This window comes from Klebsiella sp. GG_Kp173 (assembly GCF_040062415.1).
GTDB lineage: Bacteria > Pseudomonadota > Gammaproteobacteria > Enterobacterales > Enterobacteriaceae > Klebsiella > Klebsiella quasipneumoniae.
The window spans coordinates 33,935-50,954 of sequence record NZ_JBEAFZ010000023.1 but is presented as its reverse complement, the minus strand read 5'-3'; the positions used below and the strand labels follow the sequence as shown (position 1 = coordinate 50,954).

Here is a 17,020-nt window from a genome sequence, read left to right as displayed (position 1 = left end):
CTGCAGATTACGCTGGAATATTCCTGGTCTCCCACGCAAAATGGCCTGTTCTTCCGGACAGGCCAGTCCACTTTCCTCCGCTTCCGGGGGCGTATTATCCATACCGTAGCCAGTCGTCTGCGGTCAGTAATCTTTGCATGCCGCAAGGGGGCGTGATTGAAAAGGGTGTCTGCGATTTTCGCGGCGGTCCGGCGTTGCCGGCCGCAGTTCCTGGCAGGCTGGCTGGTCAGCTGCGGATTGCTCTTGCTGCTGGCCGCCCCACAGGCGCAGGCGGCGACGCGCCAGGTGGGCATTGATATTCCGGTCCAGTGGTACGCGGACGACAGCGGTCGGATGACCATCGATGGTTTTACTGCCCTGCCCGCGGACCGGCTCGCCACCACCCGGCAAATCCCCTCCTTCGGCTATTCACGCAAAACCCTGTGGCTGCGCAGCGAGCTGCCGGGTGATTGGTTTGCCGGCGAGTCGCGCTGGCTGCAGATTGGCCCCTCTTTTGTCGATCACCTGACCCTCTATTACCGGCCACTGGGTAGCGATGCCCCGTGGACAGCGCGTACCTTTGGCGACCGTGACCCGGCCCGCGAGAGCGATCTTCACTATCGGGAAAGCGTGCTGATCCTCCCTCCGCCGCCGACCGCCGCCGGCTATGAGATAGTCTTTCGTCTGCAGAGCACCAGCACTCTGATCCTGCTAGCCTCGCTCTCCTCGCCGCAGGCCTATGTGCAACGGGCCGCCGCCGACACCGCCTTCTGGAGCTTCTATTTTGGTCTCGCGGCGGTCGCCAGCGGCGTGGCGCTGTGGCTGGCCCTGGCCCTGCGCCGGCGTCTGCTATGGGGCATCTGCTTCTTCTCGCTCAATTATCCGCTGGTGGCTGCCCTGCACGGCTTCCCGGAGTGGTTCTTCGGCCACGCCGCACTGCCCTTCCAGGACTTTATGATCAGCAGCCTCTCGCTGTTCAGCTATGCCACCGCCCTCTGGCTGCACAGTGAGATATTCGATTTAAATAAAAATATGCCGCGGCTTTACCGGCTGCTGATCGCCGCCGTGGTGCTCAACCTGCTGCTGCAGGTCAGTATTCCGCTGGGTTTTTACGGCCTCGCGATGCAGATTGAAGGGGTCGTCTTCATCATTATCACCCCGGTGCTGCTGTTCACCTCCTGGTGGCTGTGGCGCAAAAAAGCTATCGACCGCAACACCCTCCTGCTGGGGCTCCTGCCGCCGTTCTATGTCGCCGCCGCGGTGTTGGTGCAGCTGTCGATCCATGGGATTATCCCGTTTCATATGGCGATCTATTCCCTCTGGCAGTACGCGCTGATCGTCCACATTATTACGGTGCTGATCATTGCCATCCTGCGGGTGCGGGCTGAAAACCGCCAGCTGGAGCAGAAGCAGCGCCTGGCGCGCGAGCTGCAGATTGAGCGCGAGGCCAGCTTCCACCAGCGGCAGTTTATGGGCATGGTGGCGCACGAATTCCGCACCCCGCTGGCGGTGATCCAGGCGGCGCTGGAGAATCTCCGCCTCTCGGCGGCCTCCGCCAGCCAGGAGGCGCGCTTCGATCGCATCGGCCGCGCCACTACCCGTCTGGTACAGCTCACCGATAACTGCCTCGCCGACGCGCGCCTCGCCTCCCACGATCTGCACGTCGACCGCCAGCAGACCGCCCTGCTGGCGGTGATCAACATGGCCGCCTCGGTGGTGGCCATCTCCCATGATCACTACCTGAACATCCACCATCACGGCGCGGTGGAAAGCCCCCAGCTGCAGGCCGATGCCGGCCTGCTGTGCATCGCCATCGCTAACCTGCTGGATAACGCCGTCAAGTATTCGCCGCCGGGAGAAATCACCATCGATATTCACGCTGATGCCGGGCAAACAGAGCTGCGCATTCGCGACTACGGTCCTGGGCTCCCCGCCGGACAGGCGGAACTGATCTTTGAGCGCTATCGCCGCGGGGAACATACGTCGCCGGTGCCGGGCGGAACCGGTCTCGGACTGTATGTTGCGCGTCAGATCGTGCAGGCTCATGATGGCAAACTGTGGCTGGCCGAGCATGGCCCGGACGGCTGCACCTTTATTCTCACCCTCCCCACGGTTGCTTAAGAGGAGAACGACGCATGGCTTTACGGCTGGCGATAATTGAAGATAACCCCGATCTGCTGGATGAACTGCTGGCCTGGTTGGGCTATCGCGGCTTCGAGGTATGGGGGACGCGGAGCGCTGAGGCCTTCTGGCGGCAACTGCACAGCCATCCTGTGGACATCGTGCTGATTGATATCGGTCTGCCCGGCGAGGATGGCTTCAGCGTGCTGAGCTACCTGCACGAGCTGGGGCACTACGGTCTGGTGGTGGTCAGCGCCCGCGGCCAACAGCAGGATAAACTGCAGGCGCTGAGCCTCGGGGCCGATGCCTATCTGATCAAGCCGGTTAACTTCGCCCATCTCGCGGAGACCCTGACCGCCCTCGGCACCCGCCTGCAACAGGATCGGCCGGCCCCTCAGCAGCCAGAGATGGCCAGCGCCGCCCCCGCTCCCGTTCCCGCCACCGGACTGTGGCGTCTGCATGAGGATAAACTGATCTCCCCGGACGCCCGGACGCTGGAATTAACCCAGCAGGAATATCGCCTGGTGGAACTCTTAATGCGCAATCGCAACGAAGTGTGTAGCAAACTGGATCTTCATGCTTGCCTGTTTGCCCATGAAAGCGAGCCTGACCTGCACCGTATCGACGTGGTGGTTAGCCGCCTGCGCCACAAGGCTCGCCAGCAGGGGATCCATCTGCCCGTACGCGCAATTTTTGGTAAGGGGCTGGCTTTTATCTCCTGAACGACGGGGCATGTCGGCGGCCGCGCGGGATATGAATGGCTCGCAAGTGTTAATTTTTCTCATTTTCTGAGAGAAATGAGAGGAATGAGACTGACGATAACCTTAAGAACTTTCTTATAGTGCTACTACATCAGGATGATGTCGTATGATTTTCATCGGACAGAAAAGCATATAACAAAACGTATTAGCCGTTCGCGGCAAATTCTGACACCATGCAACACAAACAAGGTATAAACAATGGCCATGCAAACGTGGTTAATTTTATTGCTATGCATTTTTTTCTTCAGCATCTCTGTATACAGTTTTATTTCCTATCTGAAAGACAGGAGACGGCAGAAATTTACCTTCAACGATAAGCGTTCAATGCGTCGTAAATAATTCACTGTAGAATAATAAAAACATATTGTAGGCACTTTAATACAGTCAACACACCGCATACGCCCGGAGGATGTGTCACAGCATGGCGTTATGTTTTTGCGTAAGGAAATAACGCCATGAGAAACATTAATGTCACCATCAACACCCGCAATAGCTTTGTCCGTGAATCGCTGATGGCTATGGTCAATGACCTCACGCAGGGCGAAATACGGGCGCGTTTTTCCTGGCGTAATAATGACCTGTCAGGGGAAGACATCATCATTTGCGAAGTGATCCCCGGCGAAATCTACCTGTGCAATACGCTGATTAAAAACAGGAAAAAAGGCAGTTCGCTGATTATCCTCCACAGCTACGACCAGTTGCCGGAAGATGATTTCATGATTAACTGCCTCAAAGGGGTTATTTTTGTTTCGCTAAAAACCGCCAGTATTCCGCAACTGCTGACGATCATTAAAAGCGAGCTCCAGCATTGTATGAGCCCGTCAGCCACCGACGCCGCGGGTCGGGAACTCAGCTGCGCCAGCTGCCCGCACCGCGTGCTGTCGCGCTCGCAGACCGCCGTGGTGCACGGTATTCTCGAAGGGATGGATATGAGTAAAATCGCCGCCCTGCAGCGCGTCAGTCCCCGTACCGCCGCCTATCATAAAAATAAGATTATGGAAAAATACAGTCTGAATAATAACCATGACTTTTTCCAGTTTATGAATCTGTTACGAGAGCGCTGGTAGCTAAATAGCGAGCAGAAGAGAATAAGATATTCGCCTGGCGATATTGTAGTAAATCCGAAAATAGCCACAGGATGCTAAAAAAGCGCCAGCGCTGCCAGACATAACGTTAAACTCTGACGCTTCCTCGGTATAAAGACGTTACCGCGCGCCTTTATATAAGAAAAAAGACTATTTACGAGGAAAACTGATACTTCGTCACATTGCCCCTGACGTGCCTGTCAGGGGTCTTTTTTTCGGTGTGGAATGGCGCCCTCTGCGCGAGGGCGCGGCAGGATCAGGCTTCCACTTTCTCCACTTGCCAGTCCGGCTGCGCTTCCTCGTCGGTCAGCAGACCTTCGTTTTTCGACAGCATGGCGGTGGCGATGCCGTTACCCAGTACGTTGATGGCGGAGCGCCCCATATCGAGGAAATGGTCGATGCCCATCAGCAGCAGGATCCCGGCAACCGGGATATGGAAGCTGGGGATAGTGGCCGCCAGCACCACCAGCGCCGAGCGCGGTACCCCGGCGATGCCTTTCGAGGCCAGCATCAGGGTCAACATCATGACCGTAATCTCGCTGAAGCTCAGCGGGACGTTATAGGCCTGGGCGATAAACATCGCGGCGAAGGAGCAGTAGACCATCGAGCCGACGAGGTTAAACGAGTAGCCAATCGGCAGAACGAACGAGACGATATTGCGCGAACAACCAAACTTCACCAGCCGTTCGAGGGTCTTCGGATAGGCAGCTTCCGAGCTGCTGGTGGTAAAGGCTACCAGCACCGGATCTTTGAGCATGTTCAGCAGACGGAAGACCTCTTTCTTCAGCACCATATAGCCGACGGCAATCAGCACCGCGCTGGTCAACAGCACCGCCAGGTAATAACCGCCGATGAACGAAGCGTAGTTGAGTAAAATCCCCAACCCCTGCGAGGCAATCACCGACGAGATGGCGGCGAAGATGGCCAGCGGCGCAACGTACATCACATAGCCGGTCACCTTCAGCATAATGTGCGACACCACGTTAAGGGCCGCCACCAGCGGAGCATTAAACTTCTCGCCCAGCGACGCGCCGGCGATGCCAAAGAACATCGAGAACACCACGATCTGCAGGATCTCGTTGTTGGCCATCGCCTCGGTGATGCTGGTAGGGATGGTATGCGACAGGAACCCTTTCAGGGTCATGCCGCTGACCGCCAGGCCGGTATCCACCGCCTCTTTCGGTACCGTCAGGTTCAGCCCGGCGCCCGGGTGCTGGAAGGTGACGATCACCAGCCCGACGAGAATGGATAATACCGATGAAGTGATAAACCACACCATCGCCTTACCGCCCACCCGGCCGATGGTCGCCGTCTCGCCGAGGCGCATGATCCCGACCGTCAGGGTGCTGAACACCAAGGGCGCGATAACCATTTTGATTAAGCGCAGAAACAGATCGGTCAGCAGCGTGATGTTGTCTGCCCAGGCGGAGATAGTAGTCGGCGTCGCGTAGGCATGGATAGCCGCGCCGGAGAGGATCCCCATCAGCATAAAAACGACGATGAAGAGCGTGAGTTTGTTTGCGTTTGCCACAGCAATGACCCCTGATTATTTAACACGTTGATTTTTAAGTGCATATTTTATTATTATGAGAATGCACTGATTTATTCACCGCATAAATCTAATTAAAGCCCCCGCGGATACAACTATTTTTTGCTTTTTTAAACTAAAAGTTGATATCACACCGGAAATCAGCGGCGAGAACGCCCGGCGTCGCGGCCGTTATCCAGACATTTCTCAACCTTCTTTTCATAATTCCTCCATTTTTACGGCCCCTTCCCTCACTAAACTAGTATCATTCAGCGAAACGCTTCAGGATGAGACCGTAAACTAATGAAAGGCAGTAACATACGTCGTTGGGGCGCCGCGCTGGCGGTAGTGATTATCGCCGGGGCCGCCTACTGGTTCTGGCACGATCGTGGAACGAGCGGCAGCGGGACGCCCGCCGCCGGGCAGGGTCCGCAGGGGCCGGGTGGCGCGCGCCATGGCCGCTTTGGCGGCGCGCTGGCGCCGGTGCAGGCCGCCACCGCGACCGAACAAGCGGTCCCGCGCTATCTCACCGGGCTGGGTACCGTGACGGCAGCCAATACCGTCACCGTGCGCAGCCGGGTCGACGGCCAGCTGCTTAGCCTTCACTTCCAGGAGGGTCAGCAGGTTAAAGCCGGCGATCTGCTGGCGCAGATCGACCCCAGCCAGTTTAAAGTCGCCCTCGCCCAGGCGCAGGGTCAGCTGGCGAAAGATAACGCCACTCTGGCGAATGCCCGCCGCGATCTCGCCCGTTACCAGCAGCTGGTGAAAACCAATCTCGTCTCCCGCCAGGAGCTCGACACCCAGCAGTCGCTGGTGGTGGAATCCGCTGGCACCGTAAAAGCCGATGAAGCAGCCGTCGCCAGCGCCCAGCTGCAGCTCGACTGGACGCGCATCACCGCGCCGATCGACGGCCGCGTTGGGTTAAAGCAGGTTGATATCGGCAACCAGATTTCCAGCGGGGATACCACCGGGATTGTGGTTCTCACCCAGACGCATCCGATCGACGTGGTCTTTACCCTGCCGGAAAACAGCATCGCCACGGTGGTGCAGGCGCAGAAAGCGGGTAAAGCGCTCAGCGTCGAAGCCTGGGACCGTACCAATAAGCAGAAAATCAGCGTCGGGGAGCTGCTGAGCCTCGACAACCAGATCGATGCGACCACCGGGACCATCAAGCTGAAGGCGCGCTTCAGCAATCTGGACGACGCCCTGTTCCCCAACCAGTTCGTTAACGCCCGCCTGCTGGTGGACACCCAGCAGAACGCGGTAGTCATCCCTGCCGCCGCTCTGCAGATGGGCAACGAAGGGCATTTTGTATGGGTGCTGAACGATGAGAATAAGGTCAGCAAACACAGCGTCACCCCGGGGATCCAGGACAGCCAGAAAGTGGTCATCAGCGCCGGGCTTTCCGCCGGGGATCGCGTGGTCACCGACGGGATTGACCGCCTGACCGAGGGGGCGAAGGTGGAAGTTGTCACCGCCAGCGGCAGCGAGCAGGCGCAGCCCGCCCCGCGCCAGAGCGGTAAACACGGAGCGCGTTCCTGATGCAGGTGTTACCCCCAGGCCGCACCGGCGGCCCGTCCCGGCTGTTTATTATGCGTCCGGTGGCCACCACTCTGCTGATGGTGGCGATCCTGTTAGCCGGGATCATCGGCTACCGCTTTCTGCCGGTCTCCGCGTTACCGGAGGTGGATTACCCGACCATTCAGGTAGTCACCCTCTATCCGGGCGCCAGCCCGGACGTGGTGACCTCCGCCATCACCGCCCCGCTGGAACGCCAGTTCGGCCAGATGTCCGGGCTTAAGCAGATGTCATCGCAAAGTTCCGGCGGCGCCTCGGTCGTCACGCTCCAGTTCCAGCTGACCCTGCCGCTGGACGTTGCCGAGCAGGAAGTGCAGGCGGCCATCAACGCCGCCACCAACCTGCTGCCGAACGATCTGCCCAACCCGCCGGTCTACAGCAAGGTGAACCCGGCGGATCCGCCGATCATGACCCTCGCCGTTACCTCCTCCGCGATCCCGATGACCCAGGTAGAGGATATGGTGGAGACGCGGGTGGCGCAGAAGATCTCTCAGGTTTCCGGCGTCGGTCTGGTGACCCTCGCCGGCGGCCAGCGCCCGGCGGTGCGGGTGAAGCTTAACGCCCAGGCCATCGCCGCCCTCGGCCTGACCAGCGAAACCGTGCGCACCGCCATCACCAGCGCCAACGTTAACTCGGCGAAAGGCAGCCTCGACGGGCCGGCCCGCGCGGTAACGCTTTCCGCTAACGATCAGATGCAGTCCGCTGAGGATTACCGCCGCCTGATTATCGCTTATCAGAACGGGGCGCCGATCCGGCTCGGCGATGTCGCCAGCGTCGAACAAGGGGCCGAAAACAGCTGGCTCGGGGCGTGGGCCAACCAGCAGCGGGCGATCGTGATGAACGTCCAGCGTCAGCCGGGGGCCAACATCATCGACACCGCCGACAGCATTCGCCAGATGCTGCCGCAGCTCACCGAGAGCCTGCCGAAATCGGTGAAGGTGCAGGTTCTCTCCGACCGGACCACCAACATTCGCGCCTCGGTGCGCGACACCCAGTTTGAGCTGATGCTGGCCATCGCCCTGGTGGTGATGATCATCTACCTGTTCCTGCGCAACGTGCCGGCGACCATTATTCCCGGCGTCGCGGTGCCGCTGTCGCTGGTGGGTACCTTCGCGGTGATGGTGTTCCTCGACTTCTCGATCAACAACCTGACGCTGATGGCCCTGACCATCGCCACCGGCTTTGTGGTGGATGACGCCATCGTGGTGATCGAGAACATCTCGCGCTATATCGAGAAAGGCGAGAAGCCGCTGGCCGCTGCGCTGAAAGGCGCGGGAGAAATCGGCTTCACCATTATCTCCCTCACCTTCTCGCTGATCGCGGTGCTGATCCCGCTGCTGTTTATGGGCGATATCGTTGGCCGCCTGTTCCGCGAATTCGCCGTTACCCTTGCCGTCGCCATCCTGATCTCGGCGGTGGTCTCCCTGACCCTGACGCCGATGATGTGCGCCCGCATGTTAAGCCACGAATCGCTGCGTAAGCAGAACCGCTTCTCGCGGGCCAGCGAGCGCTTCTTCGACCGGGTGATCGCCGTCTATGGCCGCTGGCTGAGCCGGGTGCTGAACCATCCTTGGCTGACGCTCGGCGTCGCCCTGAGCACCCTGGCGCTGTCGATTCTGCTGTGGGTCTTTATCCCGAAAGGCTTTTTCCCGATCCAGGATAACGGCATTATCCAGGGCACCCTCCAGGCGCCGCAGTCGGTCTCCTTCGCCAGTATGGCCCAGCGCCAGCAGCAGGTTTCCGACATTATTCTCAAGGATCCGGCGGTGGAGAGCCTGACCTCGTTCGTCGGCGTCGACGGCACCAACCCGGCGCTGAACAGCGCCCGCCTGCAGATCAACCTCAAGCCGCTGGATGAACGCGACGACCGCGTCCAGACGGTAATTAGCCGTCTGCAGCAGGCGGTGGCCGGCGTCCCGGGCGTGGCGCTCTATCTGCAGCCGACCCAGGATTTGACCATCGACACCACGGTGAGCCGCACCCAGTACCAGTTCACTCTGCAGGCGAACTCCCTCGAGGCGTTGAGCACGTGGGTGCCGCCGCTGCTCAGTCGCCTGCAGGCTCAGCCGCAGCTGGCCGACGTCAGCAGCGACTGGCAGGACAAAGGCCTGGCCGCCTATATCAAGGTGGATCGCGACAGCGCCAGCCGCCTCGGCATCTCGATGGCCGATGTCGATAACGCGCTGTACAACGCCTTCGGCCAGCGGCTGATCTCCACCATTTACACCCAGGCGAATCAGTATCGCGTGGTGCTAGAGCAGGATACCGAAGCGACGCCGGGCCTGGCGGCGCTGGATAATATCCGCCTGACCAGCAGCGACGGCGGCATCGTGCCGCTGACCGCCATCGCCACGGTGGAGCAGCGCTTTACCCCGCTGTCGGTGAACCACCTCGATCAGTTCCCGGTGACCACCATCTCGTTTAACGTTCCGGACAACTACTCACTGGGCGAAGCGGTAGAGGCAATCCTCACCGCCGAACAGTCGCTGGATTTCCCGAGCGATATTCGCACTCAGTTCCAGGGCAGCTCGCTGGCCTTCCAGTCGGCGCTGGGCAGCACCGTCTGGCTGGTCGTGGCCGCGGTGGTGGCGATGTATATCGTCCTGGGGGTGCTGTATGAGAGCTTTATCCATCCGATCACCATTCTCTCCACTCTGCCCACCGCGGGGGTCGGGGCGCTGCTGGCGCTGTGGCTGGCGGGCAGCGAGCTGGACGTGATCGCCATCATCGGCATCATTCTGCTGATCGGCATCGTGAAGAAGAACGCCATCATGATGATCGACTTCGCGCTGGCCGCCGAGCGCGAGCAGGGCATGCCGCCACGGGAGGCGATCTACCAGGCCTGTCTGCTCCGCTTCCGACCGATCCTGATGACCACCCTCGCCGCCCTGCTCGGCGCCCTGCCGCTGATGCTGAGCACCGGCGTCGGCGCGGAGCTGCGGCGTCCGTTGGGGATCGGCATGGTTGGCGGCCTGATGCTCAGCCAGGTGCTGACCCTGTTCACCACCCCGGTGATCTATCTGCTGTTCGACCGCCTGTCGCTGCACCTGAAGCGCCGCTTCCCGCGTCAGGAAGAGGAGGCGTAAGTGAAGTTATTCGCCCTCTTCATTTACCGCCCGGTGGCGACGATCCTCATCTCGCTGGCCATCACCCTGTGCGGCATTCTCGGCTTCCGGCTGCTGCCGGTGGCCCCGCTGCCGCAGGTCGATTTCCCGGTGATTATGGTCAGCGCCTCGCTGCCGGGGGCCTCGCCGGAGACCATGGCCTCGTCGGTGGCCACCCCGCTGGAGCGCTCCCTGGGGCGGATTGCCGGGGTCAATGAGATGACCTCCTCCAGTTCACTCGGCAGCACCCGCATCATTCTCGAGTTTAACTTCGACCGCGATATCAACGGCGCGGCGCGCGATGTCCAGGCAGCGATCAACGCCGCGCAAAGCCTGCTGCCGAGCGGGATGCCCAGCCGGCCGACCTACCGCAAAGCCAACCCGTCGGATGCGCCGATCATGATCCTGACGCTGACCTCCGACACCTACTCCCAGGGTGAGCTGTATGATTTCGCCTCCACCCAGCTGGCGCAGACCATCGCGCAGATTGACGGCGTCGGCGATGTCGACGTCGGCGGCAGCTCCCTGCCGGCGGTGCGCGTCGACCTCAACCCGCAGGCGCTGTTCAACCAGGGCGTGTCGCTGGACGCGGTGCGCACCGCCATCAGCGACGCCAACGTGCGCAAGCCGCAGGGGGCGCTGGAGGACAGCGCCCACCGCTGGCAGGTGCATACCAACGATGAGCTGAAGACCGCCGCCGACTATCAGCCGCTGATCGTCCACTACCAGAACGGCGCCGCGGTGCGGCTGGGGGATGTCGCCACCGTCTCGGATTCGGTGCAGGACGTGCGCAACGCCGGGATGACCAACGCCAAGCCGGCGATCCTGCTGATGATCCGTAAACTGCCGGAAGCCAATATTATCCAGACAGTGGACAGCATCCGCGCCCGCCTGCCGGAGCTGCAGCAGACCATTCCGGCGGCTATCGACCTGCAGATCGCCCAGGACCGCTCGCCGACCATCCGCGCCTCGCTGGAGGAGGTGGAGCAGACGCTGGTGATCTCGGTGGCGCTGGTGATCCTGGTGGTGTTCCTGTTCCTGCGCTCCGGGCGCGCCACGCTGATCCCGGCCGTCGCCGTCCCGGTTTCCTTAATCGGCACCTTCGCCGCGATGTACTTATGCGGTTTCAGCCTCAATAACCTGTCGCTGATGGCCCTGACTATCGCCACCGGCTTCGTGGTGGATGACGCCATCGTGGTGCTGGAGAATATCTCCCGCCATCTGGAGGCGGGGATGAAACCGCTGCAGGCGGCGCTGCAGGGAAGCCGCGAGGTCGGCTTTACCGTCCTGTCGATGAGCTTGTCGCTGGTGGCGGTGTTTCTGCCGCTGCTGCTGATGGGCGGCCTGCCCGGCCGCCTGCTGCGCGAGTTCGCCGTCACCCTGTCGGTGGCGATCGGCATCTCGCTGGCGGTCTCCCTCACCCTGACGCCGATGATGTGCGGCTGGCTGCTGAAAAGCGGCAAACCCCACCAGCCGACGCGCAACCGCGGCTTTGGCCGCCTGCTGGTGGCCGTACAGGGCGGCTATGGTAAATCGTTAAAATGGGTACTGAAGCACAGCCGCCTGACCGGCCTGGTGGTGCTGGGCACCATCGCCCTCAGCGTCTGGCTCTATATCTCGATCCCGAAAACCTTCTTCCCGGAGCAGGACACCGGCGTGCTGATGGGCGGCATTCAGGCCGACCAGAGCATCTCCTTCCAGGCGATGCGCGGCAAGCTGCAGGACTTTATGAAAATCATTCGCGAAGATCCGGCGGTGGATAACGTCACCGGATTTACCGGCGGCTCGCGGGTCAACAGCGGGATGATGTTTATCACCCTCAAGCCGCGCGACCAGCGCCACGAGACGGCGCAGCAGGTGATTGACCGGCTGCGCAAAAAGCTGGCCAACGAGCCCGGGGCTAACCTGTTCCTGATGGCGGTGCAGGATATCCGCGTCGGTGGCCGGCAGTCGAACGCCAGCTATCAGTACACCCTGCTGTCCGATGACCTGTCGGCGCTGCGCGAGTGGGAGCCGAAGATCCGCAAAGCGCTGGCGGCGCTGCCTGAGCTGGCGGACGTCAACTCGGATCAGCAGGACAATGGCGCCGAAATGGACCTGGTCTATGACCGGGATACCATGTCGCGCCTCGGCATCAGCGTTCAGGACGCCAACAACCTGCTGAACAACGCCTTCGGCCAGCGGCAGATCTCCACCATCTACCAGCCGCTTAACCAGTACAAGGTGGTGATGGAGGTGGATCCGGCCTACACCCAGGACGTCAGCGCCCTGGATAAGATGTTTGTCATCAACAGCGAGGGCAAGCCGATCCCGCTGGCCTACTTCGCCAAATGGCAGCCGGCCAACGCCCCGCTGTCGGTGAACCACCAGGGGCTGTCGGCGGCGTCCACAATCTCCTTTAACCTGCCCACCGGCCGCTCGCTGTCGGAAGCCAGCGAGGCGATTAACCGCGCGATGACCCAGCTCGGGGTGCCGTCAACCGTACGTGGCTCATTTGCCGGTACCGCTCAGGTGTTCCAGCAGACCATGAACGCGCAGGTGATCCTGATCCTCGCGGCTATCGCCACGGTCTATATCGTGCTGGGGGTGCTCTACGAGAGCTATGTGCATCCGTTGACCATCCTTTCGACGCTACCCTCCGCCGGGGTGGGCGCGCTGCTGGCGCTGGAGATATTCGATGCCCCGTTCAGCCTAATCGCCCTTATCGGGATCATGTTATTAATTGGCATCGTGAAGAAAAACGCCATCATGATGGTTGATTTTGCCCTTGAGGCGCAGCGCACCGGCAACCTGACGCCGGAAGAGGCGATTTTCCAGGCCTGCCTGCTGCGTTTCCGGCCGATTATGATGACCACCCTCGCCGCGCTGTTCGGCGCCCTGCCGCTGGTGCTCTCCGGCGGCGACGGCTCCGAACTGCGCCAGCCGCTGGGGATCACTATCGTCGGCGGTCTGGTGATGAGCCAGCTGTTAACGCTCTACACCACGCCGGTGGTCTATCTTTTCTTTGACCGTTTGCGGCTGCGTTTTTCGCGTCATTCCACTCAACCGGTAAGCGAATAAGATGACAGACCTCCCGGCCAGCGTGCGCTGGCAGCTATGGATAGTGGCGTTCGGCTTCTTTATGCAGTCGCTGGACACCACCATTGTCAACACCGCCCTCCCCTCGATGGCCAAAAGCCTCGGGGAGAGTCCGCTGCATATGCATATGATCATCGTCTCCTATGTCCTGACGGTGGCGGTGATGCTGCCGGCCAGCGGCTGGCTGGCCGACCGGGTCGGGGTGCGCAATATTTTCTTTACCGCCATCGTGCTGTTTACCGCTGGATCGCTGTTTTGCGCCCAGGCCAGCACCCTTGACCAGCTGGTGATGGCGCGGGTGCTGCAGGGTATCGGCGGCGCGATGATGGTGCCGGTCGGTCGCCTGACGGTGATGAAGATCGTCCCGCGCGATCAGTACATGGCGGCGATGACCTTCGTTACCCTGCCGGGCCAGGTCGGCCCGCTGCTCGGCCCGGCGCTGGGCGGGGTACTGGTGGAGTACGCCTCCTGGCACTGGATCTTCCTCATTAACATCCCGGTGGGGATCGTCGGCGCCATCGCCACCCTCTGCCTGATGCCCAACTACACCATGCAGACCCGACGCTTCGATCTCGCCGGCTTTGTGCTGCTGGCGGCCGGGATGGCGACCCTGACACTGGCGCTGGATGGCCAGAAAGGGCTCGGCATTTCCCCCGCCTGGCTGGCGGGACTGGTGGCCGTCGGCCTCGCCGCCCTGCTGCTCTACCTGTGGCACGCCCGCGGTAACGCCCGGGCGCTGTTCAGCCTTAACCTGTTTCGCAACCGCACCTTCTCCCTTGGCCTCGGCGGCAGCTTCGCCGGGCGCATCGGCAGCGGCATGCTGCCGTTTATGACCCCGGTGTTTCTGCAGATCGGCCTCGGTTTTAGCCCCTTCCACGCCGGGCTGATGATGATCCCGATGGTGCTCGGCAGCATGGGGATGAAGCGGATCGTGGTCCAGGTGGTCAACCGCTTCGGCTACCGTCGGGTGCTGGTCGCCAGCACTCTGGGGCTGGCGGCGGTCAGCCTGCTGTTTATGTTTAGCGCCCTGGCGGGCTGGTATTACGCGCTGCCGCTGATCCTGTTTCTGCAGGGAATGATCAACGCCAGCCGCTTCTCGTCGATGAATACCCTGACCCTGAAAGATCTCCCGGACGATCTGGCCAGCAGCGGCAACAGCCTGCTGTCGATGGTGATGCAGCTGTCGATGAGTATTGGCGTGACCATCGCCGGGCTGCTGCTGGGGCTGTACGGCCAGCAGCATCTGAGCCTCGACGCCGCCGGCACCCATCAGGTCTTTCTCTATACCTATCTGAGCATGGCGGCGATCATCGCCCTGCCGGCGCTCATCTTTTCCCGGGTACCGGATGACGTCGGCAGCAATACCGTCATCCGTCGACGCAACAGGAGTGGATCGTGAAATTTTGGCGCCCGGGCATTACCGGCAAGCTGTTCCTCGCTATTTTCGCCACCTGCATCGTGCTGCTGATCAGCATGCACTGGGCGGTGCGCATCAGTTTCGAACGCGGGTTTATCGATTACATCAAGCGCGGCAATGAGCAGCGGTTAACCATGCTTAGCGACGCGCTGAGCGAGCAGTATGCCCAGCACGGCAGCTGGGCGTTTCTGCGCAACAATGACCGCTTTATCTTCCAGCTGCTGCGCACCTTCGAACGGGATAATGACGACCGCTCGCCGCCGGGGCACGCCATGAAGCCGGGGGCGATGGACGCGACGGACGCCGGTCCCGATGGGCCGCCGCCGGATGGTCCCCCTGACGGCCCGCGCCCGAGGCCGGAAATGCCGCCCCACGGCTGGCGCACCATGTTCTGGGTGGTCGATCAGTCTGGCCGGGTGCTGGTGGGCCCCCGCGAGCGCGTGCCGGAGGACGGCAGCCAGCGCAGCATTATGGTCAACGGCGTGGAGGTAGGCAGAGTGATCGCCTCGCCGGTGGAGCGGCTAACCCGCAATACCGACATTAACTTTGACCGGCAGCAGAAGCGCACCAGCTGGCTGATTGTCGCCCTCGCCACCCTGCTTGCCGCGCTGGCCACCTTCCCGCTGGCCCGCGGCCTGCTGGCGCCGGTGAAACGGCTGGTGGAAGGCACCCATAAGCTGGCGGCGGGCGACTTTTCCACCCGCGTGACGGTGACCGGCGGCGATGAGCTCGGCCGCCTGGCGCAGGATTTTAACCAGCTCGCCAGCACCCTGGAGCGCAACCAGCAGATGCGTCGCGATCTGATGGCCGATATCTCCCATGAACTGCGTACCCCGCTGGCGGTGCTGCGCGGCGAGCTGGAGGCGATTCAGGACGGGGTCCGGCGTTTTACCCCTGAATCCATTCCCTCTCTGCAGGCTGAAGTGGCCACCCTCACCAAGCTGGTAGACGATCTCCATCATCTGTCGATGTCCGATGAGGGAGCGCTGGCCTACCAGAAAACCTCGCTGGATATCATCACCCTGCTGGAGGTGGCTGCAGGTGCCTTTCGCGAGCGCTTCGCCGGCCGGCAGCTGAGCATCCAGGTGTCGCTCCCGGAGCAGGCGATGATCTTCGGCGACCGCGACCGCCTGATGCAGCTCTTTAACAATCTGCTGGAAAACAGCCTGCGCTATACCGACAGCGGCGGCAGCCTGCATATCACCGCCCGCCGCAGCGGACGGATGCTGGTGATCGACTTCGCCGACAGCGCCCCCGGGGTCAGCGATGAGCAGCTGGCCCGCCTGTGCGAGCGCTTTTACCGGGCAGAAGGATCGCGCAACCGCGCCAGCGGCGGCTCCGGCCTTGGGCTGGCGATTTGCCTCAATATCGTAGCGGCCCACGGCGGCACCCTGCGTGCCGACCATTCGCCTTTTGGCGGGGTTAGCATTAAAGTTGAGTTACCTCTGGAACATGATTTACCGAGAGACGTATGACTGAATTGCCTGTAGATGAAAACACCCCGCGCATTCTTATCGTGGAAGATGAACCCAAGCTCGGCCAGCTGCTGATTGATTATCTGCAGGCCGCCGGCTATGCGCCTACGCTGATTAACCATGGCGACAAGGTCCTGCCCTACGTTCGGCAGACTCCGCCGCACCTGATCCTGCTGGATCTGATGCTGCCCGGTACCGACGGCCTGACGCTGTGCCGCGAAATTCGCCGCTTCTCCGACGTTCCGGTGGTGATGGTGACGGCGAAAATCGAAGAGATCGACCGCCTGCTGGGGCTGGAGATTGGCGCCGACGACTATATTTGCAAGCCCTACAGCCCGCGGGAAGTGGTCGCCCGGGTGAAAACCATTCTCCGCCGCTGCAAGCCGCAGCGCGACCTGCAGGCGCTGGACGCGCAGAGTCCGCTGATTGTCGACGAGGGCCGTTTTCAGGCCTCGTGGCGCGACAAGCTGCTGGACCTCACCCCCGCCGAGTTCCGGCTGCTGAAAACCCTCTCCCAGGAGCCGGGGAAGGTCTTCTCCCGCGAACAGTTGCTCAACCATCTGTATGACGACTATCGGGTAGTGACCGACCGCACCATCGACAGCCACATCAAGAACCTGCGGCGCAAGCTGGAGGCGCTGGACGCCGAACAGTCGTTTATCCGCGCCGTGTACGGGGTTGGCTACCGCTGGGAAGCCGACGCCTGTCGACTGGCGTAGTGAGCCTTTTCCCGGCTCGCGCTGCGCTTAGCCGGGCTACAAGTCCACCGCCCTCTGCAATCCGTAGCCCGGGTAAGGCGTTTACGCCGCAACCCGGGAAACTCCGTAGCGACTATGACACCAGGCGTTATGAGTGCTGTCAGTGTGAGCACTGCCCAGGTTTAAAATGGCAAAC

11 protein-coding genes are annotated in these 17,020 nt (G+C 61.4%); 10 read left to right on the top strand and 1 reads right to left on the bottom strand.

Annotated elements, in window-relative coordinates:
* Positions 1 to 243: 243 nt before the first annotated feature.
* From ABLU50_RS12875 to ABLU50_RS12860, 4 genes are all read left to right on the top strand, one after another.
* Positions 244 to 2,100 (top strand): sensor histidine kinase, encoded by a 1,857-nt coding sequence (locus tag ABLU50_RS12875; RefSeq protein WP_087832211.1) that lies wholly within the window; start codon positions 244 to 246, stop codon positions 2,098 to 2,100.
* Between the two features lie 14 nt (positions 2,101 to 2,114).
* Positions 2,115 to 2,822, top strand: coding sequence for a response regulator transcription factor (locus tag ABLU50_RS12870; protein ID WP_087832107.1), 708 nt, complete (start codon positions 2,115 to 2,117; stop codon positions 2,820 to 2,822).
* Between the two features lie 237 nt (positions 2,823 to 3,059).
* Entirely contained in the window at positions 3,060 to 3,200 is a 141-nt protein-coding gene (locus ABLU50_RS12865; RefSeq protein WP_140414657.1) for a small membrane protein, read from the top strand.
* 116 nt (positions 3,201 to 3,316) lie between these two features.
* A complete protein-coding gene (locus ABLU50_RS12860; protein ID WP_087832106.1) occupies positions 3,317 to 3,928 on the top strand; it encodes a LuxR C-terminal-related transcriptional regulator in 612 nt (203 codons plus the stop codon).
* A 274-nt stretch (positions 3,929 to 4,202) separates the two neighbouring features.
* On the opposite strand, the gene ABLU50_RS12855 is transcribed toward ABLU50_RS12860, so the two are convergent.
* The gene (locus ABLU50_RS12855; RefSeq protein WP_032456376.1) at positions 4,203 to 5,477 is read right to left on the bottom strand and encodes a dicarboxylate/amino acid:cation symporter; all 1,275 of its coding nucleotides are present in this window, start codon (positions 5,475 to 5,477) and stop codon (positions 4,203 to 4,205) included.
* 300 nt (positions 5,478 to 5,777) lie between these two features.
* Here ABLU50_RS12855 and ABLU50_RS12850 point away from each other — a divergent pair, with 300 nt between their 5' ends.
* The 6 genes from ABLU50_RS12850 to baeR are packed head-to-tail and all read left to right on the top strand — an operon-like array spanning position 5,778 to position 16,845.
* Entirely contained in the window at positions 5,778 to 7,016 is a 1,239-nt protein-coding gene (locus ABLU50_RS12850) for an MdtA/MuxA family multidrug efflux RND transporter periplasmic adaptor subunit (RefSeq protein WP_004201552.1), read from the top strand.
* Positions 7,016 to 10,138, top strand: coding sequence for an MdtB/MuxB family multidrug efflux RND transporter permease subunit (locus ABLU50_RS12845; protein ID WP_017899361.1), 3,123 nt, complete (start codon positions 7,016 to 7,018; stop codon positions 10,136 to 10,138). Before ABLU50_RS12850 ends, ABLU50_RS12845 begins: the two co-directional genes overlap by 1 nt.
* Positions 10,139 to 13,216 (top strand): multidrug efflux RND transporter permease subunit MdtC, encoded by a 3,078-nt coding sequence (gene mdtC, locus ABLU50_RS12840; protein ID WP_087832105.1) that lies wholly within the window; start codon positions 10,139 to 10,141, stop codon positions 13,214 to 13,216.
* Between the two features lies 1 nt (position 13,217).
* On the top strand, positions 13,218 to 14,633 hold the full coding sequence (locus ABLU50_RS12835) for an MFS transporter (RefSeq protein WP_043520380.1): 1,416 nt from the start codon (positions 13,218 to 13,220) through the stop codon (positions 14,631 to 14,633).
* Entirely contained in the window at positions 14,630 to 16,126 is a 1,497-nt protein-coding gene (gene baeS, locus ABLU50_RS12830) for a two-component system sensor histidine kinase BaeS (protein ID WP_087832104.1), read from the top strand. The genes ABLU50_RS12835 and baeS overlap by 4 nt, the downstream gene beginning before the upstream one ends.
* Positions 16,123 to 16,845, top strand: coding sequence for a two-component system response regulator BaeR (baeR, locus tag ABLU50_RS12825; protein WP_004201558.1), 723 nt, complete (start codon positions 16,123 to 16,125; stop codon positions 16,843 to 16,845). Before baeS ends, baeR begins: the two co-directional genes overlap by 4 nt.
* The last annotated feature ends 175 nt before the right edge of the window (positions 16,846 to 17,020 follow it).